This is a genomic window from Parasphingopyxis sp., assembly GCF_052168295.1.
GTDB lineage: Bacteria > Pseudomonadota > Alphaproteobacteria > Sphingomonadales > Sphingomonadaceae > Parasphingopyxis.
Genome location: NZ_JBQLZN010000086.1, coordinates 12,656 through 37,312, shown reverse-complemented (window position 1 = coordinate 37,312; position 24,657 = coordinate 12,656). Strand labels below are relative to the sequence as shown.

The following is a 24,657-nucleotide window of genomic DNA, read 5'->3' as shown; positions in this document are numbered from 1 at the left end:
TCGGCGCGGCGACGATGATGGTCTGCGTGCTCGAGCCCAAGCCCGGCGATACCGAAGCCAGTTCACTGATCTCGGAAAACGGCATCGCGCTCGCCAAGCAGCGGGCGAAGCGCCAAGGCATTATCGAAGCGAGTTCGCTGGCCCGCGGCTTTGCCTGGCTGCGGCCCAACGACCTCATCTGGAACTATGTGATCAACAATTATCTGATGGGCGAAGACCCGCCGGCGTTCGACGTGTTGTTCTGGAATGCCGATGCGACGAACCTGTCGGCAACGCTGATGGGTGATTTCCTCGACCTGTTCGAGGCCAATGCCTATGCCGAGCCCGGCACGTTCGAAATTGCCGGCCACACGGTCGACCTCACCAAGGTGAAGAACGACATGTTCATCCTCGGCGGCGTGACCGACCATATCACGCCGTGGCGCGCCTGCTATCGCTCGACGCAGCTGTTCGGATCGAAAAATGTCGAGTTCGTGCTCTCGCAATCGGGCCATATGCAGGCGATCCTCAATCCGCCCGGCAATCCGAAGGCCAAATATTTCAAGTCCAAGAAGAAAACCAAGCCGCCCGCATCCGTCGACAAATGGATGGAAGGCACCGAGGAGGTGCAGAACAGCTGGTGGCCCTATTGGATGGAATGGCTGCAAAGCCGGTCCGGCGAGGAGAAGCCCGCGCCTGAGAAGCTTGGCAGCAAAAAACACAAGGCCAGCGACCCGGCGCCGGGGACCTATGTCCTCGAATAGGCCCATGCCACGCATGAGCCGATCCCAAATCTAGAGAAAGTCATTCATGTCAAAATCCCCCCATATGGAACCGCCCGTCTATACGCTCGAGACCGTCGGCGGCCGCCAGCTGCAGGTCGCCTATTGGCGCTATACGGGGCCGGCCAACGGCAAGCCGCCTTTGCTCTTCTTCAACGGGATCGGCGCCAATACCGAAGTTGCCGCGCCGCTGCCGACGATGCTGGACGACCGGGATTTCATCACCTTCGATATGCCGGGCGTCGGCGAATCGCCTGACCCGGCCATCCCCTACAATCCGTTCATCATGTCCTGGATCACGAGCGAGCTGCTCGACCGTTACGAGATGCCCGTCGTCGACGTGATGGGCGTGAGCTGGGGCGGGGGCATGGCGCAGCATTTCGCACTCCAGCACGGCAACCGGACGAACCGGCTGATCCTCGTCGCGACGACCGCCGGCATGCTGATGGTGCCCGGCAAATTTTCCGCGCTCTCGAAAATGGTCGACCCGCGCCGCTATATCGATCCCAAGTTCATGGAGACGCATTTCGAGACGCTGTACGGCGGATCGACCGAGGGGTCCGACGGCCATATCCACCGGATCAGACCACCGTCCAAGATCGGTTATTTCTATCAGCTTTTCGCGATGCTGGGATGGACGAGCGCCCCCGCCCTGCCCTTCCTGCGCAAGCCGACGCTGATTCTGACGGGCGACCGCGATCCGATCGTCCAGCCGATCAACGGACAGATACTCAACACGCTCATCCCCGGCAGCGAGCTGGTGATTATCGAAGATGGCGGTCATCTGTTCATGCTCAGCCACGCGCAGGAATTTATCGATCTCGTCCGCGAATTTCTGGACCGCGACCAGATGGACGAAAGCGCCGCAGCGGCCTGATTTTACCCCGTCATCGGTTGACATAGGCGCCAGCATCTCATATCTGGCGCGCTTTCCCGCGCGGGGGCTTGGCCGTGGCCTTGAGTCTCGTGCGGATCGCAGAATTGATGAAAGTTGGTACCATGTTCGCAGTCGTGCGCACGGGCGGCAAACAATATCGCGTCGCCGAAGGTGATGTAATCACGGTCGAGAAGATCGCTGGCGAAGCCGGCGATTCGGTCTCGTTTGACGATGTTCTGATGGCCGGCGAAGGCGCCGACCTGAAGGACACGAAGGGCCTCACGGTGTCCGGCGAGATCGTCGAACAGGGCAAGGGCGAAAAGGTCGTCATCTTCAAGAAGAAGCGGCGCCACAATTATCGCCGCAAGAACGGCCATCGCCAGATGCTGACCCAGATCAAGATCACGGGCATCGGCGGCGCGAAGAAGAAAGCCGCTCCGAAGAAGGCGGCCGCAGCGAAGACCGAAGACGGCGAGACGGCCAAGGCCGCCCCGGCGAAGAAGGCACCCGCGAAAAAGGCTCCGGCCAAGAAGACGGCCGCCAAGACGACGACTGCAGCTAAAAAGGCCCCGGCCAAGAAAGCGCCCGCCAAGAAGGCGGCGCCGAAGGCCGAGACCAAGACAGACGATAAGGACGCGTAACCATGGCACATAAGAAAGCAGGTGGTTCGTCGCGCAACGGTCGCGACTCCAACCCGAAATTCCTGGGCGTCAAGAAGTTCGGCGGCGAAAGCGTCGTGGCCGGCAACATTATCGTGCGCCAGCGCGGCACCAAATGGATTCCGGCGGACAATGTCGGTCTCGGTCGCGACCACACGATTTTTGCGCTCGTGGACGGCGTGGTCCGATTCAAAAAAGGCCGTAACAACCGCACCTATGTGGGCGTGGAGATGGCGCAAGCGGCCGAATAAAGGACAGTCGATAAAGGGCTGTCCTCAGGGAGGGCAGCCCGATGGTTCCGGAAACGGGGCTGAACGAGGGAGACGGGCTGACCCGATCTCCCTTTTTTATGGTCTCCCTCATATAACCGTCACCCAAAGCGCGTACAGGGCGCAGCGGGGGCGGCATGGAGAGAGACATGTTCGCGGTTACGAAGAGACTGCTGCTCAGGCCCGGCTGGATAGAAGAGGCCCCTGCCCTGACCGAAGCGATCGCCGATGAGCGTATCGCCCGGAACACGGCGCGGATGCCCTGGCCCTATCGCCTCGAGGACGCGGAAGAGTATCTCTCGCGCGAACCCGATCCCGATCATCCGAGCTTCCAGATCATCGACCGGACGGTCGATCCGGTGCGCATGATCGGCGGTGTCGGCTTCATGGAAGGCGAGGACGCGCCCGAGCTCGGCTATTGGATACGGCCCGATAGCTGGGGACGCGGCTATGCGACGGAAGCGGCACAGGCGGCGATCGCAGCAGTCCGCTCGTCGCTCGGCTACAGGCGGATCGAGGCCGGCCATTTCGTCGACAATCCGGCCTCGGGCCGGGTGCTGGAGAAACTCGGCTTCCGGCGGACCGGGCGGATCGCGCCGCGCTTCTCCCGGGCCCGCAACCGCGATGTCGATTGCGTGATGTTCGCGCTCGACGAGGAGGATGGAGCGCAAACCGTGCCGCCCGCGCTTGCCGCCTAAGCCGGTTTCGTGCCGCGCGCCGGATAGTCTTTGTTCAGCGCGTAATCGATGCCCTGCAGAAGCTCGTCGAGCGGCGGGCGGGTAAAGGGAATGCTCTGCACCGACGCCATGTAGAGACGGCCGTCCGGGCGCACGAGCATGAGGCCGGGCTCACTGAACGTGTCCGGCTCCTTGTCCGAAATACCGGTCGATATGTAGAGTCCGAAGCGGCGCGCCGTCGCCTCGTCCATGCCATAAGCCATCTCGAGCTCGGACAGCCCCCATTCCTCTTTGGACTGCTCGGCCCGCTCTTGGCTGTCCATGCTGATCGCGACGGTCTTCACCCCGCGATCCGCGAACTTGCCCAGATGATCCTGCAGATCTTTGAGCTGCTTCTTGCAGATCGGGCAATGCAGCCCGCGATAGAATAGGAGTAGCGTGAAATTCTCGGCGTCGCTCTTGGCAAGGTCGAACGTCCCGCCGCCGACGAGCGGCAGCGAGAGGGCTGGGACAGGGCTGTCAGGCAACAATGCAGTCATGAGTGGTTCCCTTTCGTGAGTGCATAACCCCAATACGGTTGCGCGCACGAAAAGGTTTCAGCTTGGGCGGCCGCCGACGGAATCAGGCGGTGACAGTTTTTCCCGTTTGCGCCTCGGGCATGACCGCATCGCTATAGTCGCTGTCGGCCAGCCGGATCAGCTCGCGATCGTCGTGATTCCAGGGATGGAAGCCGGGCAGGAAATAGGCGAGCCACGGCTTCAGCGCGCGACGCAACTGGCCGGGCTTGCCCCAGAGATACCAGTTGATCCGCGCGAGGGCTCGCCAGCCCGTGATCCCGTCCTGGCGGAGCAGCTCGCGCATGCCGCGGATGCGGCGCGGCCAGAACATCATCGTCACGAGCAGCATCACCCGCGCCTTGACCGACCAGCGCTTGAAGCGCGACCAGTCGCGCGTCGCATGGAGCCAGGTGTCATAGGCGACACCTTTGTGTTCGATCTCTTCGATCGCGTGCCAGCGCCACAGATCGGCCCATTCCTTATCGGCGCCATTCAGCAGCTCCGGCACGGAAAGAAACTGATGAGCCAGGATAGCGGTATAATGTTCGAGTGCCATCGTTACGCACAGCGCGATCAGCGGAGGCCGATCCTTCGTTTTTTCCAACGACTCATCGACTACGCGTTCCAGCGGCGAGATATCGTATCCGGTTTCCGCGACTTTGCGGTTGAACGCCACATGCTCCCGGCTGTGCATGACTTCTTGCTGGACGAAGGCGCGAATCTCACGCTCGAGCTTGGGCGGCACGCCCTCGCGATGCGCCTTCACCGCCTCGACGAAATAGGCTTCGCCCTTCGGAAAGGTCACCGACAGCGCATTGTAAAAGGCAGTGGCAATCGGATCGTTGTTCATCCACCAGCGCTTCTGCGTCGAGTCGCGGCCGAAGCGCCGGTCGCGCGGTGTTATCTCAAGGTCGACAGGTGTCTTGCGTTTGGCCATGGTGCGACTCCATTGCGATTTAATCAGTATCTGAAGGCTACTTACATTAATGTCAATAGTGAAGAAGCGCCTCACGCCTGAAGAGAGCCGGACCGCGGCGTTGCAGGCGGCGCGCGAAATCCTGATCGAAGCCGGGCCGCAGGCCGTTACGCTCAAAGCTGTGGCGGGCCGGATCGGCCGCACCCATGCCAATCTCCTGCACCATTTCGGCTCGGCTTCGGGCCTGCAGCGCGAGCTCGCGCGATTCCTGGCGAAGAATGTCTGCGACACGATCGGCGCGGTCGTGCTGAAGGCGCGCGCCGGCGACGGCGAAACGCGCGAAATCGTCGACCTGACCTTCGATGCGTTCGACAAGGAAGGCGCGGGCGCATTGGCGAGCTGGATGATCCTTACCGGCAATGAGGATGCGCTCGACCCGATCGTCGAGACCATCGACGAGCTGATCGACCAGCTCGGCGAGGGCCATGAGAATATCGCGATGCACAAGGATACGCTCGGCCTTGTGCTGTGGGCGCTCGGCGACGCTTTGCTCGGCGGCCCACTGGCGAAATCGCTCGGCCTGCCGCGCGATACGGCGCGCGACATGGCGACCGAACAGCTGAGCGCCTCGCGAGCATCCTACGGATTCGCGAACGACCGCTAGCGTAGCCAAGCCCTAGCGGCGCTTCGCGCTAATCCCTACACAATCCCCATGCATTTTCTCGACCAAGCCAAGATCTATATTCGCTCGGGCGCGGGCGGCCCCGGGGCCGTCAGCTTCCGGCGCGAGAAATATATCGAATATGGCGGCCCGGACGGCGGCGACGGCGGCAAGGGCGGCGATATCGTCTTCGAGGCGGTCGAGGGCCTCAATACGCTGATCGACTTTCGCTACGCCCAGCATTTCAAGGCGCCGCGCGGCAAGGGCGGCGCGGGCAAGCAGCAAACCGGCGCTGGCGGGAAGGATCTTGTCATCAAGGTGCCGGTCGGCACGCAGATACTGAGCGAGGACAAGGAAGTCGTACTCGCGGATTTCACGAAAGTCGGCCAGCGCAAGACGATGCTTAAGGGCGGCATCGGCGGGCGCGGCAACCTCTCCTACAAGAGCTCGACCAACCGCGCCCCGCGCCAGCATCAGCCCGGCGAGCCGGGCGAGGAGATGTGGGTCTGGCTGCGATTGAAGCTGATCGCAGACGCCGGGCTGCTCGGCCTGCCCAATGCCGGAAAATCGACATTCCTGAACGCCGTCTCGAACGCCAAGGCCAAGGTCGGCGCCTATCCGTTCACGACGATCCATCCCAAGCTCGGCGTGGTCGAGCACAAGGGACGCGATTTCGTGATGGCCGATATTCCGGGGCTGATCGAAGGCGCCGCCGAAGGCGCGGGGATCGGCGACCGGTTCCTCGGCCATGTCGAACGGTGCCGTGTCTTGCTGCACCTTGTCGATGCGACCGGCGAAGATCCGGTCGCCGCGTGGCGCACGGTGTGCGAGGAGCTGAAGCAATATGGCGCAGGGCTGGCCGAGAAGCCGGAGATCGTCGCGCTCAACAAGGCCGATCTCCTCGACGAGGAGTTGATGAACGCTCTGGGTGCCGAGCTGGAGGAAGCAACGGGCAGCACGGTCCTGCCGCTATCCGGTGCGACCGGCGAAGGGCTGGAAACCGTGCTCGATCATGTCATCGAAGCCATTGGCGAGCGGCGGTCGGACGAGAAGGCGGACACCGAGGACGAAGAGACATGGTCGCCGCTTTGAGCGCGTTTTCACCGTCCGAATGCCCACGTCTCGTCGTCAAGGTCGGATCGTCGCTGCTGGTCGCGGAAGACGGCACTGTCCGCCAGGATTGGCTGGCGACGCTCGTTGCCGATATCGCTGAGCGCCAAAAGGCGGGACAGAAAATCATGCTGGTCTCCTCCGGCGCGATAGCCCTTGGCGCCCGCCGGCTCGGGTTGAAGGGCGGCGGACGAAAGAGCCTGGACGATGCGCAGGCCGCGGCGGCCGCCGGTCAGATCGCGCTTTCGCAATGCTGGGCGGAGCTCCTCGGCGCGCAAAGCCTGACCGCCGCGCAGATATTGGTGACACTCGGCGATCTCGAAGACCGGCGGCGCTATCTCAACGCCGCGGCGACGCTGGACCGTTTGCTGCGCCTCGACGCGATACCGCTGATCAACGAAAATGACTCCGTCGCGACCGAAGAAATCCGTTTCGGCGACAATGACCGGCTCGCCGCGCGCATCGGTCAGGCGGCGCGCGCCGACGGCATCATCCTGTTGTCCAATGTCGCCGGACTGTATTCGGCCGATCCTAAGCGCGACGACACGGCTGAACTGATCCGCTCCGTCGACGCGATCGACGAGACTGTCGCCGCCATGGCCGAAGGCGCGTCGGACATGGGATCGGGCGGGATGACGTCGAAAATCCAGGCGGCGCGCATCGCAACGGCTGCGGGTATCCCGCTCGCCATCGTTTCGGGCGAGCCGGACAGCCCGTTGCGCGCTTTCACCGAGACCGGGACGGGTACGATATTCGCCGCCGACCGTGCGCCCTCCGCTCGGGAATCCTGGATGGCCGGGCGCCTGACCGCCACCGGCAGCGTCACCATCGACGCTGGTGCGGCCAAAGCACTCAGAGACGGCAACAGCCTGTTGCCGGCCGGCGTCACGCATGTGACCGGCGCTTTCGACCGCGGCGACGTCGTCGATATTACCGATGAAAGCGGCACGATCGTCGCCCGCGGCCTTGCCGAATATGACAGCGCCGCCGCCGAGCGTATCAAGGGCCGCCAGACCGGAGAGCTCGAAGCGATCCTCGGCTATGCACCCCGCCCTGCCCTCGTCCACCGCAACCATATGGTCTTCCTGTGAGCGTGCTAGCGGTTACCGGCGGGACGGGCTTTGTCGGCGGACATCTGCTGCGGATGGCGGTGGATGCGGGCCATGGCGTCCGCGCCCTGACACGCAAGGACCGGCCGCCCGTCGACGGCATTCAATGGGTGCCTGGGCGATTGAGCGATCCGGCCAGTCTCGAGGAGTTGGCGCAGGGTGCGCGCGCCGTCGTGCATATCGCGGGTGCCATTCGCGCGACCGACCGGGCCGGTTTCGCCGCGCCCAATATCGAGGGCACGCGCCATATGATCGCCGCCGCGCGCGATGCGGGCATCCGGCGCTTCATCCACATTTCCTCGCTCGCCGCCCGCGAGCCGGACCTGTCCGACTACGGCTGGTCGAAGGCCGAGTCCGAAACGCTCGTCCAGGAGTCCGGCCTCGACTGGACGATCATCCGGCCGCCCGCCGTCTATGGACCGGGCGACGGCGAAACGCTCGAACTGTTCGCGATGGCGCGACGCGGCCTCGTGATCCTGCCGCCAGAGGGCCGCGCCTCGATCATCCATGTCCGGGACCTCGGCGCGCTTATTCTCGCGGCCATCGAGGCCGAAGCGGCGATCGGCGCAACCTACGAACCCGATGACGGTACGGCGAACGGGCTGAGCCATGTCGCCTTCGGCCGGGCGCTGGGACGCGCGGTCGAAAAATCGGTTCGGACGGTATCGATGCCCGCGCCGCTGGTGCGGCTCGGTGCCCGGCTCGACGGTCTTTTCCGGGGCGACGACGCCAAGCTGACGCCTGATCGGGCCCGTTATTTCTGCCATCCGGACTGGGTCGTTGATCCGGCGCGCAAACCGCCGGAAAGCCTGTGGTCGCCCCAAATCCCGCATGAGACGGGCCTTGCCGACACCGCACGCTGGTATCGCGACCAGGACTGGCTTGGATAGCTGCAACCCCCGGAATTGCGTGGTTTCGGACCGTGTCTGCACCGCAACACGCGCTGAATTCGACAATCCTTTGCCGTTTTACCGCCGCATTCCCTTGCCAAGCCGTTTCGATAGTTTTTAGGGACGCATGATGACAGACCGCGCGACGACCTTCGCTTCGGTGAAGACGCTTATCGAACCGTTCAACGAAAAAGGCGTGACGCTCGAGGAGAGCACGACCTTTGCCGGCGATCTCGAATGGGACAGCCTGACGGTAATGGATTTCGTGGCGTCGATCGAAGACGAGTTCGATATCGTGATCACGATGAACCAGCAGGCCGAGATCGAAACCGTCGGCCAGCTCGTCGACGCTGTCGAGGAGTTGAAAGAATGAACGCGACCACATCCGAAGCGATCGCACCGGAAACGGACGCACCGCAAGCCACCGACCTGTTCGACAAGTTTGCACCGCTGATCCAGGAGCGCGAGAACCTGCTCGCTGCAGGCGTGCGCGATCCGTTCGCCATCGTCATGGACGAGGTGAAATCGCCGACCGAGGCGGTGATCGACGGCAAGGACACGATCCTGCTCGGCACGTACAATTATATGGGTATGACGTTCGATCCGGACGTGATCGAAGCGGGCAAGGAGGCGCTCGAGAAGTTCGGTTCCGGCACCACGGGGAGCCGCGTGCTCAACGGTACCTATCAGGGCCACAAGGCCTGCGAGGAAGCGCTCGAAGAGTTTTACGGCATGGACCATGCCATGGTCTTTTCGACCGGCTATCAGGCCAATCTCGGCATTGTGTCCACGCTCGCCGGCAAGGGCGATTATGTGATCCTCGACGCCGACAGCCATGCGTCCATCTATGACGGCTGCTTTCTCGGCAACGCCGATATCGTGCGCTTCCGCCATAACAATGTCGAAAATCTCGAAAAGCGGCTGGCGAAACTGCCGCCCGAGGCGGGCAAGCTCGTCGTGCTCGAAGGCGTCTATTCGATGCTCGGCGATATCGCCCCGCTCGACGAAATGGTGCCGATCGCCAAGAAATATGGCGCGATGGTGCTGGTCGACGAAGCGCATTCGATGGGCTTTTTCGGCGAACACGGCCGCGGCGTCGCCGAAGCGCAGGGCGTGATCGACCAGGTCGATTTCATCATCGGCACCTTCTCGAAAAGCGTCGGCACGGTTGGCGGCTTCTGCGTCTCGAACCATCCGAAAACCGATTTTCTGCGGCTCGTCTGCCGCCCCTACACCTTCACGGCCTCGCTGCCGCCGTCCGTGGTTGCGACCGCGACGACGTCGATCCGCAAGCTCATGTATGCCGGCAACAAGCGGGCGCATCTGTGGGAAAACAGCAAGCGCCTGCACCAGGGCCTGCGCGATCTCGGCTTCGAACTGGCGACGGACGAACCCGAAAGCGCGATTCTGGCGGTGCTGCTGCCCGATCAGGAAAAAGCCGTGCGCATGTGGCAGGCGCTGCTCGACCAGGGTCTGTACGTGAACATGGCGCGCCCGCCCGCGACCCCGGTTGGCGTATACCTGCTGCGCTGTTCGCTTTGCGCCGAGCATACGTCCGAGCAGGTCGAGCAGATTCTCGGCATGTTCGAGGCAGCCGGCAAGGCGACCGGCGCCATCTAACAGCCAAAACCCGCGTTCAGCCGAAGCAAATCGGGGGACGAACCGCGACCCGTCGCTATTCGCACTCGCTTGGGCGCTATATAGTCTCGCGGTCATGACGGATCCGGAAGGAACGACCGGCCTCACCGGATCTTCCAGCAGGGAGGTCTGGGGTCGCGGTTTCGCCAGTGCGGTGGCGCTGGTGCTCACCCTGCTATTCGCCGCGCTCGTCTATCTCGTGATCGAGTCCAACGACGAACGCGACGCGGCCGCGCTCAGCGAAAGACAGAGCTTCGAAACGATCATGGCCGCCCGGAGCATCGAGGAATCGATCGCCCGCGCCGAGGTGGCGCTCGGCCGCTTCATCATCAACGGCGACAGCGCGCCGGCGACGATCTACCGCAACGAACGCCGCGCCGCGGCACGGCAGGTCGAGCGCCTGCAGCGGATCGTTCGCGATAACCCGGAACAATCGGCCAGAGCCACGGAACTGGAAACGGTATTTCGCGATTATGGCGGCGAGCTCGCGGTCGCGGCGCGGCTCGCCTCGGCTGGCCAGAATTTCGACGCGCTGGCCCGTTACAACAGTATCGCCAACAGCCAGAACGGCGTGACCGTAGGCCGCATTCTCGAAGACATTGCACAAAGCGAGCGCGCACTGTTGAGCGACCGATCCGCCGCGCGCGTCGCGACCAATGAACGGGCCCGCCTGCTCGCCACGCTGCTGACGCTTGCCGGGATCATATTGGCGATCGCGGCGCTCATACTCGCCTACACAACCTTCTCTGCGTTTCGGCAGCGGTCGGACGCGGACCAGCGGGCGCAGGAACTGGAAGACGCGGTGGCCGAGCGCACGGCCGAACTGGAATTGCTGAATGCCGAACTGCGCGCCGAGGCGGCCGAGCGCGAGGCAGCCGAGCAGAAGCTGCAGCAGGCGCAGAAGCTCGAAGCGGTGGGCCAGTTGACCGGCGGTATCGCGCATGACTTCAACAATATGCTCGCCGTCGTGATCGGCGGTCTCGACATGGCGAAGCGGAAGATCATGGCTGACCCGGACCGCGCGTCAGATCATATCGACCATGCGCTCGAAGGGGCGAACCGGGCGGCGACGCTGACCCGGCGCCTGCTGACCTTTGCTCGCGCCGAACCGTTTCTGCCCAAAGGCGTCGATCCTGTCGCACAGATCGATGCCATGGCCGAGATTCTCCACCGCGCGATCGGCGAACAGATTGCCGTATCGATCGACGCCGAAGACGATATCTGGCCGATATGGGTGGATCCGCACCAGTTCGAAAATGCGGTACTCAATCTCGCCGTCAATGCGCGCGATGCGATGGACGGCCGCGGCGATCTCAGCATCGCGATCGGCAACCGCGCGCTCGCCGCCGGGGAAGTCGGCGACATCGGGGCTGGCGACTATGTCCGCATCGCCGTTACCGATACAGGCAGCGGCATGGACGAGGATACAATCGAGCATGTGTTCGAACCGTTCTTCACCACCAAGCCGGTCGGCAAGGGCACGGGCCTCGGTCTCAGCCAGATATTCGGGTTCGTCCGCCAATCCGGCGGCGATATCTGGATCGACTCCGAAGTCGGATCGGGCACCACCGTGTCCCTGTTCCTCCCGCGCTTTACCGGCCGTGTCGTTGGCGAAGACGGTTTCAAGGATGCCACCGACACAGTCGGTCCAAGCCAGCATGCGCGGACGATACTGATGGTCGAGGACGATGCGCGCGTCCGCAAGTCGACCGCGGCGGCACTCGAAGAGCTGGGCCACACGGTCTTCGCATGCGCCAGCGGGCGCGAGGCGCTGGAGGTGCTGGCAGAACAGCCTGCTATCGATCTGCTGCTCACCGATGTCGTAATGCCGGAGATGACGGGCCCGGAGCTTGCCGAGACGGTCGTCGCGCGCCGCCCCGATCTACCGGTGATCTTCGTGACCGGCTATGCGCGGGAAGCGATCGACGGGGAACGGTTCGCCGACCATGCGATCCTGCGCAAACCGTTTACCGTCAACGCACTGGCCCAAGCCGTGGACGCCGCGGCGCCTGCGAAACCTGTCGAAACGGTCTGAGCGGCAGCCGTCAGGCGCTTATCGCACGGCGCCCCGGAGAATGAGGCGCGGTAGCAGAACGAGCGCACCGATCAGCGGCCAGCGGCGCTGCCACGGCCGAACCGTGATCTCGGTGCCCGCGTGGCGATTGATCTTCCAGGCCAGATAATCGACGCCGCCGGCATAGGTCGCGCTCGCCTTGGCGAGCCGCGCGATCGTCAACAGTTTCCCTTCGATGCGCCGCCGGGTCCATTGCCAGCGTCCGCCGCCCGCCCGCAGGTTTGCGATGAGATCGGCGCCGGCGTCAGCCTCCATGCCGAGCGCAGCAAGCGCCGGTGCGGTGAAACGGCGATAGCGGTCCGGGTCGAAATCGACGACCGATGCGGCCCGCCCGGTTCTTTCGGCCCGCAATTCCGCCGAATAGGTCAGTGCGAACGCGCCGCGCCACAGATCGAGTGGCTCGACCCTTTCATCGAGCATCGGCAGCGCGGCATCGAGCAGGGCGGGTGCAGCATTTGCGACGGCATCCACTGCGCGCGCCTCGGCCGCCGCATCCGTGCTCCAGACGAGCCGCGCCGGTTGTGCGAAACGCGCCCAGACCGATACGTTGCGGGTCCGCGACGAGGCGAGCCGTGCAAAATCGCTTTCGCTGAGCACCGCATATTTGGCCTGCAGCCCGCCATGCTGAACCGGGAACACGTTGGGCGGCAGCAGCCGGTTGGCCGTCGCCAGCCAGCGCTTGTCATAGGCGTCGCGATAGTCTGAGACGATAACGTAGAAATCGAGCATCTGGCCGTCGAGTTCGGTCGTTCTGAGGCACGAGCCGTAAAACAGCACGGCGCGCGCGGAATCGCCGAACAGGCTCGCCACATGACGGGCGAACGCCGTAACGCGCGGATCGACCGGAGTTTGAAGCTCCGCCCGCACCAGATCGTGAAGCGCGGTCATGCCGCCAGCGAGAGAAACGGTACTGGCGTCGTCGGTGTCAGCACGATCGGCTGTTCGTTCCGCGCCTCGAAGAGCTCGCCGTCGAGAATGACGCTCGACTGGTCGCCCTCGATGCGGATCTCATCGCCCCGGCTCAGATGAACGCCGGCAAGCCGCGTTCTGTCGAGCTTGCCGAATATGCTCGCCCATAGCGCGCGCAACAAAGTCAGCGGCTTCTGCTCCACCATCATGAGCTTCAGCGAACCCGCGGTCGCGGGCCCGCGCACGGTCTGGCTCTTCAGCAGCAGACGTTCCAGCGTCGTGACCATGAGCAGCGCGAATTTGCCCTGGATCTCGCCTTGGTGGATGACCGAGACGCTGATCGGCCGGGCCTGGGGCGGCAGAAACCGCGCCTTGATTCCGAACAGTGCCGACAGGACCACGGCCATGGCCGTGATGAAATGGCTGAAGCCGTTGGGCAGGCCGAGCGGATAAATCTTGTGCCGACAATAGAGGATCGAATCCGCAAGCCCCGCTCCGCCCAGAAACATACCGAGCACGGGCCGGTCGGCCGAACCGCCGCCGCTCAGCGAAATCAGTTCGCGGCTCACGATGTGGCGGGAAAGGTCGGTACGGACGATCTCCATGATCCGCTCGAGCGCCTTGATCGGATCGCCCTCGGCGCCGAGATCCAGCGCGATGAGATTGGTCTTGCCATTCGGCAGCACGGCTACCGGCGGCGGCGCGTCCGCGAAATGCCGGCCGTGATGCAGTTCGGTCAAGGCGGCTTGGACCGTGCCGTCGCCGCCATTGATCACCAATATCTGCGGATTGACGCGCGCGATGGTCTGTAGCGCCTCGCCGATCTGGCTCACATCCTCCACCTCGTAATGGAAAATGTCCCGCCGCTGCGCGCAGAATTTGCGTATGCGCGGCAGCATCGCGACATTTCCCGTCGAGCGGGGATTGGAGAGAAGGGCGACGCAGACCATGCAGCTAGCCGATCGGCTCGATCGACGTGCCCTGCATGTAATTGAGCACGATCCTGACGCGCGTCACGCCGGAGCCCGCGCGGAAGCGGACCTCGTCGACATCGGGTTCGAGGTTGAAGGGAAAGGAGATATCCGGATTGTTCGAAAAGCCGCCGCCGTCGCGCCGGTCGGACCGGTTGTTGCCATTGCTGTCGTGCCGCACGGCGATTCCGTATGTGCCGGGGCCCGGCAGCGGCAGGCAGACCGTCATATTCCGGTTGCGCGGCCGGACCGGGATATCGACCCGGTGGAGCCACTGACCGCGTTCGAGCCAGCTATCGTCGCCGCGATAGGACTGGACGCGCACGCGGCCGTTCGAATCGCGAAACCCGACCACCTGGACGAGCGCGGCCGAGCCGCCGGCGCCCGCGCGGCACTGCGACATGTCGTTCGGCACGCGCGTGCCGGCATTGGCGGCACTCGCCATGGCTGCCAGGGACACGGCAGCAGATGCGACAAAAAACTTACTCTTCAGCATCGAAAACTCACTCCAACGGGACCTGCCACGCCGATTTGCCCGGATCGGGCATGGCAAAATTCAAACTAATCCCCTATTTCCGTCAGATATCGCCAATGCTTGCGGCCAAAATATGGTCACGGAGCGTCTGAACTTTGCAAATTTTCACTGCCACCGACCGCTATATGTTCCGGCTGATCATCGTCCCGCTGGTCGCGACGCTGGTCATTGCGGCCATGTTGCTCGTGCTCGACAAGATGTTGCGCCTGTTCGATTTTGTGGCGCGCGAGGGCGGTCCGGTGAACGTGGTCTGGCAGATGCTGGCCAATCTCGTGCCCGAATATCTGTCGCTCGCAATTCCCGTCGGCCTGCTGCTCGGGATATTGCTCGCCTTCCGCAAACTTGCCTTGTCCTCGGAACTCGACGTCTTCAAGGCCTGCGGCATCGGCTATCGGCGCCTGCTGTTCGTGCCCTATATCTTCACCGTCGGCTTCGTGCTGCTGAACCTGCTGATCGTCAGCTATTTCCAGCCGATCGCCCGCTATTCGTACGAGAACCTCCAGTTCGAGCTACGTTCCGGCGCGCTCGGCGCATCGATCAATGTCGGCGAGTTCAACAATCTGGGCAGCAATATGACGCTGCGGGTCGAGGAAAGCACCAATGACGGGCGCGACCTTTCGGGCATTTTCGTGCGCACGACATCGCCCGAAGGGCGCGAGCTTTCCGTTTCGGCCGAACAGGGCACGTTCATGGCGACCGACGAGGAAGACACGATCCTGCTCAGGCTCACCAATGGCCGGCTGATCCACGACCAGGCCGATTTCGAAAGCCCGCGCGTGCTGGCCTTTGAAAGCCACGATCTGCCGATCGACCTGCCGCGCATCGAACAATTCAGGGGGCGTGGCGGCGAACATCGCGAACTCACGCTCTTCGAGCTGGTCCGGGTCGGCGGAGACGAGAGCGCGCCGGAGGAATTGCGGCTCGCGAGCCGAGCCAATTTTCATTATCGGATGGCCGAGATCGCGATGATGTTCCTGCTGCCGCTATTGGCCGTCGCGCTGGCCGTGCCGCCCAAGCGATCGACATCCGCGCTCGGCGTATTCCTGTCTGTCGTGATGATCACGACCTATCACAAGATATGCCAATATGGGGAGGATCTGGCCGCGCTCGGCCGGGTCGATCCGCTGATATCCTTATGGGTGCCGTTCGTCGTCTTCGCGGGGCTCATCATATGGATGTACTACCATATCGCCTATGTGCCCGGCGGGCAGCCGATCGGCGCATTGGAAAAGGGCTTTTCGAAAATCGCCCGGGGCGTCCGCAAGCTGTTCCTGCGCAGGCGCAGTCCGGTCGGCAGCTGATCCGTGCACGCCCCGCAGTTTCAGTTCTTCCCCTCGCGGACGATCTCGCTCTACATGGCGAAGATTTTCGTGACGCGCACCTTTGCCGTGCTCGGCGGACTCGTCGTGATCCTGATGACGCTGGACCTACTCGGCGAATCCGGCCAGATACTTGCGCCCGAGGGCAATGGCGAGGCGGAGCTCTGGTTCTATGTTTCGCTGCGCGTGCCCCAACTGATCGAGCGGTTCCTGCCCTTCGCCGCGCTGCTCGGCACGCTGATCGCGTTGAGTTCGATGAATGCGAACAGCGAGATCATTTCCATGAAAGCGGCCGGCGCGTCCGCGCATCAGATCCTCGCCCCGCTGATCCTCACCAGCTTCATCATCGCCATCATACTGTTCGTGTTCAACGAGCGGGTGGTCGCGCCATCCTATGCAACGCTCGCGGCATGGGAGTCGGTCGAATACGGACCGATTCCCGACCAGAGCGCCGAGGCGACCAATGTCTGGGTCCGCGACGGCAACGATCTTATCAATGCGCGCAGCGTTTCGGGACGCGGCGACGACGCGATCCTCGAGGGCGTAACCGTGTACGACCGGACGGGCGGGGTGATCGAGTATCTCGTCAGCGCCGAACGCGCGACCTATACCGGCTCGGGCTGGCGGCTCGAAAATCCGCAGCAATTCGACGTTTCGGCGATCGAGCAGGACAATCCGGACGAACTGATCATTGCCGAAGGCGTCACGCCGGATCAATTCACGCTCGCCAATGTCGAAGCGGGATCGCTGAGCTTCTTCGAGCTGCGCCAGGCGATCGCCGATCTACAGGCGGCCGGCCGGTCCACCGTGTCGCTCGAGGCCGGGCTCTGGCACAAGATTTCCGGCCCCCTGTCGACGATCCTCATGCCGCTGCTCGGCGCGGTCGCCGGTTTCGGGCTTGCGCGGTCCGGCCAGCTCTTCATCCGGGCGATCATCGGCATGGCGCTCGGCTTCACCTATTTCGTCGCCGACAATTTCGCGCTCGCGATGGGCAATATCGGCGCCTATCCGCCGATGCTCGCGGCCTGGGCGCCCTTCTTCCTGTTCCTGCTGATCGGCGAAGCGGTGCTGATCCGAACCGAGGAATGAAGCGATAAGGCGGGGCGGGAATAACGGAAAAGCGGTCGCCGGAAAAACGGTCGAGAGGGGCGATGTCGCCCATGGCGCTGGCATGGCGGCGCTGGCGCGGCTCGGTGCGCTGATCGAGGTGATCGCCCAGCCGATCTACACATGGCTCTTCGGCATCGCGACCTATGGACTGTACGTCGTCCTCTGGTCGGCGGTGAACATGGCCGAAAAGATCGTCGATCTGTCGCTCACCCAGGCGCTGCAGCGGATCGTGCCGGTCGAGGACGAGGAAGCCGCCCATGGCGCGGTGAAATTCGCGCTGCTCGTGACCGTGATTCCGGCCAGCCTGATCGCCGCCGCCGTAACGTTCTTCGCGCCGCAGATCGCGCAATGGGTGTCCGCCTCGCCCGAGGATGCCGCCCGGCTTCCGCAGATGATCGCGCTTTTCGCCTGGGCGCTGCCGCTCTGGACTTTCGTCGAGATCGCCACATCGGCGGCGCGGGCGCGGCGCGCCTTCGGCCCGGAAATCCGCCTACGCATCTTTTGGGAGCAATGCGCGCGGCTGGTTTTCGCTGTCGGTTTCTTCTTCGCCGGATTTACGAGCAGCGGGCTGCTGCTCGCCCATCTCCTGTCGCTGGCGCTGGTGGCCATTCTCTCGGTGCGCCTGCTCGGCCGCTATTACGATCTGGGCCTGATGCTGCGCGTGCCGGTGCCCAAGCCGCTGCGCGCGAATGTGCTCGTTTCGGGCATTGCCCTTTCGCCGAGCGCAATCGCGCGGCGCGTCTTGAACGACCTGCCGCCGATCATCCTCAACGTCATGCTGCCGGGCGCGCAGGGTGCGACGGCAGCCGGACTGTTCGGGATTGCCCGGAAGGTCGCATCCGTACCGCTGATCGTCCGCCAGGCGTTTCTCTACGTCCTCGCCCCGCTCAGCTCGGCGCAGGCTGCGCTCGACCGAGCCGAAATCGCACCGCTTTACGCCTTCTCCTCGCGGCTTTCCGCGGCGCTCGTTCTGCCGCTCGGCGGCCTCTTGATCCTCCTCGCCTCGGATATATTGAGCCTGTTCGGACCGGGCGCCGGGGCGGCGCTCGCCGCGCTGGTCGCGTTGACGCTGGGGCGGATGGGCGAAGCGATATTCGGCCCGGCGACACCGATCGTCGAGATGACCGGGCATCGCCTGCTGCCGCTCTTGAACAGTGCGATCGGGATCGCCGTCTGGGGCGGGCTGGCGGCAATCCTCGCGCCGGGCCTGGGTGCGGAAGGCATGGCGATCGCCGTCGCTATTGGCGCGGTCGTCATCGCGCTCGCTGCCGTGTTCGAGCTGTGGCTCAGCGACGGACTGGTGCCGTTCGATTTCCTCTTTCTGCGCGGGCTGCTCGCGGGCGGGCTCGGTCTTGGCCTTCTGGCGGCCGCAGGACTGGCTCTCGAACCGCTCGCCGCACCGATCCGCGCGATTCTGCTGCTCGCGACGATCGCGCCGTTATGCTGGATCACCCTGAGAATCGGGCTCGACCGCGAAGACCGCGCGGCGCTGGGCGCGCTCGGCAGGAAATTGCGGCTTGCATAAGCGCAAATCGCCCTCAAATTAGGGTACAAGAACTGTGCGATTTTCGTCGCAAAGCTGCCTCATTGCCTGTTCATATGGACAGGCTTACGGCGAATGGCTGCCTTGCTAGCAGAATCGCAAAGATAAGAGATTAAAGGAAGTTTGACGTGAGAGCCGCAGCTACAGCGCGCCCGGGCATCTGGAATCGGTCGCACTATCTGGACAAAATGACCCTGAAGGAACTGGTCGTCGCCTATTTTCAGTATCCGGCGATCATCACCTATCTGGTGCTCTCGGCGGTGGCGCTGGGCGTTTACGCATGGAATCCGGCGACGCTCTTGCAGACGGGCGCGACGATCGTGACCGCGATCCTGTTCTACCCGCTCGCCTGGTATGTGCTGCACCGCTGGGTGCTGCACGGCCAGTGGATGTACAAGACCAAGATGTTCTCGCCGGTCTGGAAGCGCATCCATTACGATCACCACCAGGATCCGAACCATCTCGAAGTGCTGTTCGGGGCGCTCTACACGACGCTGCCCACGATCTTCATCCTGCTCGGCCCGATCGGCTGGGCGATCGGCGGTGTCGGCGGCGCGGCGATGGCCGTTGCGATGGGCATGCTCATCACTTGCGTTTACGAGTTCTGCCACTGCGTACAGCATCTGAAGTACAAGCCGCGCAACAAGTGGCTTGCGAAGATGAAGGCGCGGCACATGGCGCATCACTTCCATGACGAGTCTGGCAATTTCGGCATCACCAGCTTTTTCTGGGACAAGGCGTTCGGCACATTCTACGAGCGCCCGGATCGCAAGGAGAAGAGCGAGACGGTGTTCAATCTCGGCTACACGCCGGAAACCGCAAAGCGCTATCCCTGGGTCGCTGAGCTCTCGGGCGGTGTCGCCACCGGGCATCCGACGCAGCGCACACAGAACTAGCTCTCGCAACCAGCGGCATGACTGCAGAAATCGCCGTCCGCCCGGTCACCGACAAGGCGGAGTTCAAGACGTTCGTCGATATCGCCTATCGGCTCAACAGCGGCACCCCCCACTGGGTACCGCCGCTGCGTTCGGACGTGTTCGAGCTGCTGAACCGCGACAAGAACCCCTTCTACGAACATGCGACCGTCCAGCTCTTCCTCGCCTGGCGCGGGAGCGAGCCGGTCGGACGCATTTCGGCGCATATCGACCATCTCGCACTCGAACAGCCGGTCGAGCAGGGCATGGGACCGGGCACCGGCAATTGGGGAATGATGGAGGCGGCCGACGAAGCCGTGATGCACGCGCTGATCGCTGCCGCGGAGGACTGGCTTCGGGATCAGGACATGACTCGCGTCATCGCACCGATGAGCCTGTCGGTATGGGACGAACCGGGCCTTCTGACCAAGGGCCATGATCATCCGCCGACGATCATGATGGGCCATCACAATGCCGCCTATCAGGGCTGGATCGAGGCGGCCGGCTATGGCGAGGTCAAGCAGCTGCTCACCTATCGCGTGCCGATCATCGAGGGCTTTCCGAAAATCGTGAACCGGATCGTCGCATCGGGCGAACGCAACGCCAAGATCAACGTCCGGCCGATCGACATGAACCGCTTCGACGAAGAAGCGGAGCTGATTCTCTCGATCCTCAACCGGGCCTGGAGCAAGAATTGGGGCTTCGTCCCGATCACGCCCCGCGAGGTCCAATATATCAAGGGCAAACTCAAGCCGGTTATCTATCCGTCGATCAACCTGATCGCCGAATATGACGGCGAGCCCGCAGCGTTCATGCTCGCCCTGCCGGACGTCAACGAGGCGCTCATCGACATGAACGGCTCGCTGCTGCCCTTAGGCTGGGCGAAGCTCCTGTGGAAGCTGAAGCGCAAGCGCTGGAAGATCGGCCGCGTGCCGCTCATGGGCGTCCTCCCCGAGCATCAGAACAGCCGTCTCGCCAGCCAGCTCGCCTTCATGATGATCGAATATATCCGCCGCTGGGGCGTCGAAACCATGCAGGCAGACATCGCCGAAGTCGGCTGGATCCTCGAAGACAATCAGGGAATGGTCGCCATCGCCGATGCGATCAATGGCGAGATCAACCGGGTCTATTCGGTGTATAAGAAGGGGCTTTAGGGGCAGGCGCCGGATTATTGCGGCGGTAGCGCGGCTCTCACTCTGGCAACATGCTCTCTGACCTGCTCGACCGAGGCAGGGTCGTCCGGCGGAATTGGCGCTTCTTCTGGCCAGAGCGCAAGAAGCGCGTCGATCTCGCCAAGGACCTGTTGCGATATTTCCGCATTCAGGCTTTCAGCTAATTCACGCGCGACGACCGAGAAGCCATACGCGTCCTGATACTCTCCGGGATCGGACACGCTGCCATCGGTAATCGCGATCTCGTATTCTTCGATGACAGTCGTCATCAGGAAGCGGACGATTTCCGCCGGATCGCCACCGGCGCGTTCCCGGACCTCGCGCAAATTCGCTTGCGCCGCGCTTAGCTGTTCCTCGATCTCTGACGCTGGTCGTCCCTGTTCCAACGCTTCGGAGACTGATTCGAACAGTGCCGCTTCGAACCCCAATTCTTCCAAACCAGCGCGCTCGTCGGCATGGGTTTCGGAGACCGGATGCAGCAAGTGCGGTGCGGCCATTTCAGGCTCTCCTGCCCGATAAAGTGCAAGTCCCGCTTCGACATGCCCGGTCATGAAGGCCAGCCGATTTTCAACCGGTAAGGCCATCATCTCGTGATCCGCCGCCGTATCGACGGCCTCGCCATTATCCTCCGATCGGGCACCGCCGCCACCGCAAGATACCAGCGCCAACATCGCCGCGCCGGCGAGGGAGGCCCCTATTGTGTGCCGCGTGAAATTTCGCATTCGATCTACTCCGGTCAGAGTGGTTCCCCGATAACAGAGCCATGTTTGGCGGCAAACGGCAAATCTATGTCAGCGCAAGGCGGATCCTTGCAATGTAGGACAAAGCATGTGCCATTCTGACGGATGACGCAGGCACCGCATGATCCCCTCTCCGCCGCGATTGTCCGGAATCGCGCATCGGGCTGGACGGTGCGGCGGATGCGGTGTTTTCTGTCGCTGTTCGAGGCGAGCGGTAGGGTCGGCGCGTCCTGCGCGGCGCTCGGGCTGTCGCGGCGGTCGGTGACGAAGCTGCGCCGCCGCAATCCGGCCTTCGCCGCGGCATGGACGGCGGCCACGCGGCGGCGCGAGGCGCGGCTGGCCGCTTTTCTCGATATCGATACGATCCCGGACCGCGCGCCCGATCATGCCAAACTGCCGAGCGCAAATTTGCGCGCCGCACTGTCCCACGCGGATGGCGTGATGGGGCGGCGGAAAGTAGCACGTATCAACGGGGCGGGAACTTTGCGCCGGTCCGGCCCGGTTCCGTGTCAACCGAATGGGAACTTTGGCGGCGAAGCGATCACTCGGCCAGCTCGATCCACACCGACGTATGGTCGGACGCCTTTTCCCGGCCGCGATACTCCTTGTCGACGCCCGCATCGACGAGCCGGTCGGCCGCCACCGGACTCAGCATCAGATGATCGATCCTGAGGCCTGCGTCGCGCTGCCAGGCGCCGGTCTGATAGTCCCGTTAGGTCCGTATCCGGGCCGCGGGAAAGCGCGCATGCGACGCTCCGCCCAGTTTATCTTCGGCCCGGTCCAACTTGTTCCGGACGACGCTCTCGAACGGCACGGCTGTTCAGGAAATCGACGAGGATCGCCGCCAGTGCCTCCGGAGCGTCGCGCGCGACGAGATGGCCGGCATCCGGAACCATTGCAGTTTCCAGATGCGGAATCAGCAGTCGGAGCGCGTCGACCTCATTTTCGGAAACGGCGCCTTGCCCGGCCTGCACGAACAGAACCGGCAGCCGCATCGCCCTGGCGGCTGCGCGTAACTCATCTGCGCGGCCCAGAATATCTTCAACCAACGGGTTCTCGGCCAGGTCGGGCTGCGTCGTGTCGGCGAGGAAAGCGCGGGTCCGCACGGGCTCGGGATCGGGCGTCACGTCGACGAGCACCAGTCCCGCGGTATCCCGCTGGACCGCCTCGTCTGCAAGGGCCAGCAAAGCGGCAAACCCGCCGAGCGACGAGCCGACGACGATGGGGAAACCGCGCATTTGGCCCAGTGCAATGCGTGCGTCCCGCCGGAACATGCAGACGCCGTCCGCGCGCTCTCCGCCGCTCTCGCCATGACCGCGCTGATCGACGGCCATCGCCGAGAACCCGGCCGCCGCGAGCTTTTCCATTACCGGATGCCAAACGGTACGCCGCTCGCCGCCAGCGTGCAGGAGAAGCGCGCCCGGGCCCGAACCGAGGCGATCCGCACGAAGGAGCACATCACCGCTCTTGAAACCCATGCTTTGCATCGACCGCCCTGTTAGCTTGACCGGACAGCGCATTCCAGTCGCGCGGGTGCCATCGAGCCGCTTCGCCGAAGTCCTTCGCTTCGATCGGCATCGGCTACGCGAACGACGGCTCGACGCCTGCGATACTCAACAGAGATGGTTGTCCGCGCCGCACCCGATTTGGGCGGCGCGAGCCGCGCGTTTGTGGAGTGGCGCGAACTCCATTTTTCTATTTCAAGTCGATATGCGAGCGCGTATAATTAGGCATCGCCGGGTTTCCGGCGATGCGTGGGGGTCCGCTCCTTTGTTCCCCCGGATCAAGGCCATGACGGTCGCTGTCAATTTCGCCCGCGAGGGCAATCCCGAGAACCGCATTCGCATCGCCGAGCTGCTGACGCGTTATCCCCAACTGGATGATGGCGAAATGCGCGAACTGATACAATTCTACCGGACGGCACCGGCCATCGATACGGCGCTGCTGACCTGCGACGAGAGTATCGGCGTGCAGATCACGGCCTTCCAGCGCGAGTTTCGAAGGCAGATCTCTCGCGGCGGCGACGCCAGTCTGGCCCTGCTCGTCTACGGTGCATTCGCGGCCGCTCTGGCGTTCGCAATAGTTCCGTATCTTTGACGAAAGCACCACGCCAAGAAGAAGATCTATCTCAGCGCGACGCCGTTTGGCGATATCCGACCGCTACCCTTTATCGGAAAAGCATCAGGCAATATCCGGCATAGAGCGCCACGAACACCGCGCCCTCCCAGCGTTTCAATGTCCAGCCCGTCCGCAGGAAGAGGATGAGAAGTGCGGTCGCGGCGAGCAGTATCCAGATGTCCGTTTGGGCGATTTCCGGTGGTACCGACAAAGGTTCGACGAGCGCCGTGGCGCCCAGGATGCCCAGAATATTGTAGATGTTGGACCCGACGACATTGCCGAGCGCCACATCGGCATGTCGGCGTACCGCCGCGACCACGCAGGCGATAAGTTCGGGAAGCGACGTCCCGATCGCGACCACCGTCAACCCGATGACCGCTTCGGAAACGCCCCAGATGCGCGCCAGAGCCACTGCGCCGTCGACGAGCAGTTGCGCTCCGAAGATTGCTGCCGTGATGCCTGCCGCCACCATGATCGCCAGCGCCGACGTTCTGTGCGCGAGCGGCGTAACATCTTCGGAAAGATGCGCATGCATTTCGCCGGCCGGATCCGGCACGCTCCGTTCGCTGAGATAGGCGATCAGAATATAGGCCGCGAGAGCGACGAGCAGAGCCGTGCCGACAATGCGGCCGAGATCGCCGATCAAGACGCAGATCGCACATGCAATGGTCGCCGCGATCAGGGTGGCGCCGTCGCGCAAAAAGGCTTTCGGCTCGACCGCGAGTGGGAGAATGAGTGCAGAAATCCCGAGAATGAGCAGGATATTGGCGATGTTCGACCCGATGACATTGCCGAGCGCGATACCGGGATAGCCGGCCGTCGCCGCATTGATGCTGGTGACGAGCTCCGGCGTCGACGTGCCGAAGCCGACGATCGTAAGGCCTGCAAGCAACGGCGAGACGCCGAGATTGCGCGCAATGCCGACCGCGCCGCGCACCAAGAGTTCGCCGCCGAGGGCTAACAGGAACAGGCCCGCTAGAATCAATATAGCGGTCATCTGACGAACGCGAACGCCCAGGCAGCGTCATTCACGATACATGCCTTTCGGCCGGCGTGCTGAGAGTGCAACCAACAACGAACCATTCTCGATACCCTGCCGGTCACCACGATGGTATGCTTGCGAGGCTT

Annotated in this window: 27 protein-coding genes and 1 pseudogene; 19 read left to right on the top strand and 9 right to left on the bottom strand. The window is 63.4% G+C overall.

Annotated features, from left to right (window positions below):
• The 5 genes from ACTS1Z_RS13890 to ACTS1Z_RS13870 form a co-directional block, all read left to right on the top strand.
• The coding region (locus tag ACTS1Z_RS13890) for an alpha/beta fold hydrolase (RefSeq protein WP_442625065.1) at positions 1-743 on the top strand (743 nt) is incomplete at its 5' end.
• Between the two features lie 46 nt (positions 744-789).
• A complete protein-coding gene (locus ACTS1Z_RS13885) occupies positions 790-1,638 on the top strand; it encodes an alpha/beta fold hydrolase (RefSeq protein WP_442625064.1) in 849 nt (282 codons plus the stop codon).
• A 122-nt stretch (positions 1,639-1,760) separates the two neighbouring features.
• A complete protein-coding gene (rplU, locus tag ACTS1Z_RS13880) occupies positions 1,761-2,279 on the top strand; it encodes a 50S ribosomal protein L21 (RefSeq protein WP_442625069.1) in 519 nt (172 codons plus the stop codon).
• Between the two features lie 2 nt (positions 2,280-2,281).
• Positions 2,282-2,548, top strand: coding sequence for a 50S ribosomal protein L27 (rpmA, locus tag ACTS1Z_RS13875; protein ID WP_442625063.1), 267 nt, complete (start codon positions 2,282-2,284; stop codon positions 2,546-2,548).
• Between the two features lie 167 nt (positions 2,549-2,715).
• Positions 2,716-3,264, top strand: a complete 549-nt coding sequence (locus tag ACTS1Z_RS13870) for a GNAT family N-acetyltransferase (protein WP_442625062.1) — start codon at positions 2,716-2,718, stop codon at positions 3,262-3,264.
• On the opposite strand, the gene ACTS1Z_RS13865 is transcribed toward ACTS1Z_RS13870, so the two are convergent.
• Positions 3,261-3,782 carry a peroxiredoxin-like family protein gene (locus ACTS1Z_RS13865; protein WP_442625061.1) on the bottom strand — a complete coding sequence of 174 codons (522 nt, stop codon included), beginning with the start codon at positions 3,780-3,782 and terminating at the stop codon, positions 3,261-3,263. The genes ACTS1Z_RS13870 and ACTS1Z_RS13865 overlap by 4 nt on opposite strands.
• An 82-nt stretch (positions 3,783-3,864) precedes the next feature.
• Complete coding sequence (locus ACTS1Z_RS13860; protein WP_442625060.1) at positions 3,865-4,737, bottom strand: metal-dependent hydrolase; 873 nt, start codon at positions 4,735-4,737, stop codon at positions 3,865-3,867.
• Positions 4,738-4,786: 49 nt separating this feature from the next.
• Between ACTS1Z_RS13860 and ACTS1Z_RS13855 the strand changes: the two genes are divergently transcribed.
• The 7 genes from ACTS1Z_RS13855 (at position 4,787) to ACTS1Z_RS13825 (ending at position 12,159) form a co-directional block, all read left to right on the top strand.
• A complete protein-coding gene (locus tag ACTS1Z_RS13855) occupies positions 4,787-5,380 on the top strand; it encodes a TetR/AcrR family transcriptional regulator (protein ID WP_442625059.1) in 594 nt (197 codons plus the stop codon).
• A 48-nt stretch (positions 5,381-5,428) separates the two neighbouring features.
• Positions 5,429-6,469: a GTPase ObgE gene (gene obgE / locus ACTS1Z_RS13850; protein WP_442625058.1), complete on the top strand. Its 1,041-nt coding sequence runs from the start codon at positions 5,429-5,431 to the stop codon at positions 6,467-6,469.
• Entirely contained in the window at positions 6,454-7,578 is a 1,125-nt protein-coding gene (proB, locus tag ACTS1Z_RS13845) for a glutamate 5-kinase (RefSeq protein WP_442625057.1), read from the top strand. Before obgE ends, proB begins: the two co-directional genes overlap by 16 nt.
• A complete protein-coding gene (locus tag ACTS1Z_RS13840; RefSeq protein ID WP_442625056.1) occupies positions 7,575-8,486 on the top strand; it encodes an NAD-dependent epimerase/dehydratase family protein in 912 nt (303 codons plus the stop codon). Before proB ends, ACTS1Z_RS13840 begins: the two co-directional genes overlap by 4 nt.
• 130 nt (positions 8,487-8,616) lie before the next feature.
• Positions 8,617-8,859 carry an acyl carrier protein gene (locus tag ACTS1Z_RS13835; RefSeq protein ID WP_442625068.1) on the top strand — a complete coding sequence of 81 codons (243 nt, stop codon included), beginning with the start codon at positions 8,617-8,619 and terminating at the stop codon, positions 8,857-8,859.
• The gene (gene spt, locus ACTS1Z_RS13830; protein ID WP_442625055.1) at positions 8,856-10,106 is read left to right on the top strand and encodes a serine palmitoyltransferase; all 1,251 of its coding nucleotides are present in this window, start codon (positions 8,856-8,858) and stop codon (positions 10,104-10,106) included. Before ACTS1Z_RS13835 ends, spt begins: the two co-directional genes overlap by 4 nt.
• Positions 10,107-10,200: 94 nt before the next feature.
• Complete coding sequence (locus ACTS1Z_RS13825) at positions 10,201-12,159, top strand: ATP-binding protein (RefSeq protein WP_442625054.1); 1,959 nt, start codon at positions 10,201-10,203, stop codon at positions 12,157-12,159.
• Between the two features lie 18 nt (positions 12,160-12,177).
• Here ACTS1Z_RS13825 and ACTS1Z_RS13820 read toward each other — a convergent pair whose 3' ends face one another.
• From ACTS1Z_RS13820 to ACTS1Z_RS13810, 3 genes are read right to left on the bottom strand one after another with little or no spacing between them, the layout of a single operon-like run.
• Positions 12,178-13,086 (bottom strand): hypothetical protein, encoded by a 909-nt coding sequence (locus tag ACTS1Z_RS13820; protein WP_442625053.1) that lies wholly within the window; start codon positions 13,084-13,086, stop codon positions 12,178-12,180.
• On the bottom strand, positions 13,083-14,057 hold the full coding sequence (locus ACTS1Z_RS13815) for a diacylglycerol/lipid kinase family protein (RefSeq protein WP_442625052.1): 975 nt from the start codon (positions 14,055-14,057) through the stop codon (positions 13,083-13,085). Before ACTS1Z_RS13815 ends, ACTS1Z_RS13820 begins: the two co-directional genes overlap by 4 nt.
• A 4-nt stretch (positions 14,058-14,061) precedes the next feature.
• Positions 14,062-14,574 (bottom strand): DUF2141 domain-containing protein, encoded by a 513-nt coding sequence (locus ACTS1Z_RS13810; protein WP_442625051.1) that lies wholly within the window; start codon positions 14,572-14,574, stop codon positions 14,062-14,064.
• Positions 14,575-14,714: 140 nt separating this feature from the next.
• Between ACTS1Z_RS13810 and lptF the strand changes: the two genes are divergently transcribed.
• From lptF to ACTS1Z_RS13785, 5 genes are all read left to right on the top strand, one after another.
• Positions 14,715-15,914, top strand: a complete 1,200-nt coding sequence (gene lptF, locus ACTS1Z_RS13805; RefSeq protein ID WP_442625067.1) for an LPS export ABC transporter permease LptF — start codon at positions 14,715-14,717, stop codon at positions 15,912-15,914.
• Between the two features lie 3 nt (positions 15,915-15,917).
• Positions 15,918-17,021 (top strand): LPS export ABC transporter permease LptG, encoded by a 1,104-nt coding sequence (gene lptG, locus ACTS1Z_RS13800; RefSeq protein WP_442625050.1) that lies wholly within the window; start codon positions 15,918-15,920, stop codon positions 17,019-17,021.
• An 82-nt stretch (positions 17,022-17,103) separates the two neighbouring features.
• Entirely contained in the window at positions 17,104-18,567 is a 1,464-nt protein-coding gene (locus tag ACTS1Z_RS13795; RefSeq protein ID WP_442625049.1) for a lipopolysaccharide biosynthesis protein, read from the top strand.
• Positions 18,568-18,773: 206 nt separating this feature from the next.
• Positions 18,774-19,481, top strand: coding sequence for a sterol desaturase family protein (locus tag ACTS1Z_RS13790; protein ID WP_442625048.1), 708 nt, complete (start codon positions 18,774-18,776; stop codon positions 19,479-19,481).
• Between the two features lie 17 nt (positions 19,482-19,498).
• Entirely contained in the window at positions 19,499-20,653 is a 1,155-nt protein-coding gene (locus tag ACTS1Z_RS13785) for an N-acetyltransferase (RefSeq protein WP_442625047.1), read from the top strand.
• Positions 20,654-20,667: 14 nt separating this feature from the next.
• Here ACTS1Z_RS13785 and ACTS1Z_RS13780 read toward each other — a convergent pair whose 3' ends face one another.
• The 3 genes and pseudogenes from ACTS1Z_RS13780 to ACTS1Z_RS13770 all read right to left on the bottom strand — a co-directional run bounded on the left by ACTS1Z_RS13780 (position 20,668) and on the right by ACTS1Z_RS13770 (position 22,778).
• Complete coding sequence (locus tag ACTS1Z_RS13780) at positions 20,668-21,393, bottom strand: hypothetical protein (protein WP_442625046.1); 726 nt, start codon at positions 21,391-21,393, stop codon at positions 20,668-20,670.
• A gap of 559 nt (positions 21,394-21,952) precedes the next feature.
• Positions 21,953-22,120 (bottom strand): annotated as a pseudogene (locus ACTS1Z_RS13775) (exodeoxyribonuclease III); the annotation flags it as partial.
• 55 nt (positions 22,121-22,175) lie between these two features.
• Positions 22,176-22,778 (bottom strand): alpha/beta hydrolase, encoded by a 603-nt coding sequence (locus tag ACTS1Z_RS13770; protein ID WP_442625066.1) that lies wholly within the window; start codon positions 22,776-22,778, stop codon positions 22,176-22,178.
• Between ACTS1Z_RS13770 and ACTS1Z_RS13765 the strand changes: the two genes are divergently transcribed.
• Together ACTS1Z_RS13765 and ACTS1Z_RS13760 are read left to right on the top strand one after the other, a co-directional pair.
• The gene (locus tag ACTS1Z_RS13765) at positions 22,722-22,913 is read left to right on the top strand and encodes a hypothetical protein (protein WP_442625070.1); all 192 of its coding nucleotides are present in this window, start codon (positions 22,722-22,724) and stop codon (positions 22,911-22,913) included. The genes ACTS1Z_RS13770 and ACTS1Z_RS13765 overlap by 57 nt on opposite strands.
• Before the next feature lie 289 nt (positions 22,914-23,202).
• The gene (locus ACTS1Z_RS13760) at positions 23,203-23,508 is read left to right on the top strand and encodes a hypothetical protein (protein ID WP_442625045.1); all 306 of its coding nucleotides are present in this window, start codon (positions 23,203-23,205) and stop codon (positions 23,506-23,508) included.
• Positions 23,509-23,578: 70 nt separating this feature from the next.
• On the opposite strand, the gene ACTS1Z_RS13755 is transcribed toward ACTS1Z_RS13760, so the two are convergent.
• Positions 23,579-24,526, bottom strand: a complete 948-nt coding sequence (locus tag ACTS1Z_RS13755; protein WP_442625044.1) for a calcium/sodium antiporter — start codon at positions 24,524-24,526, stop codon at positions 23,579-23,581.
• Positions 24,527-24,657 lie beyond the last annotated feature (131 nt).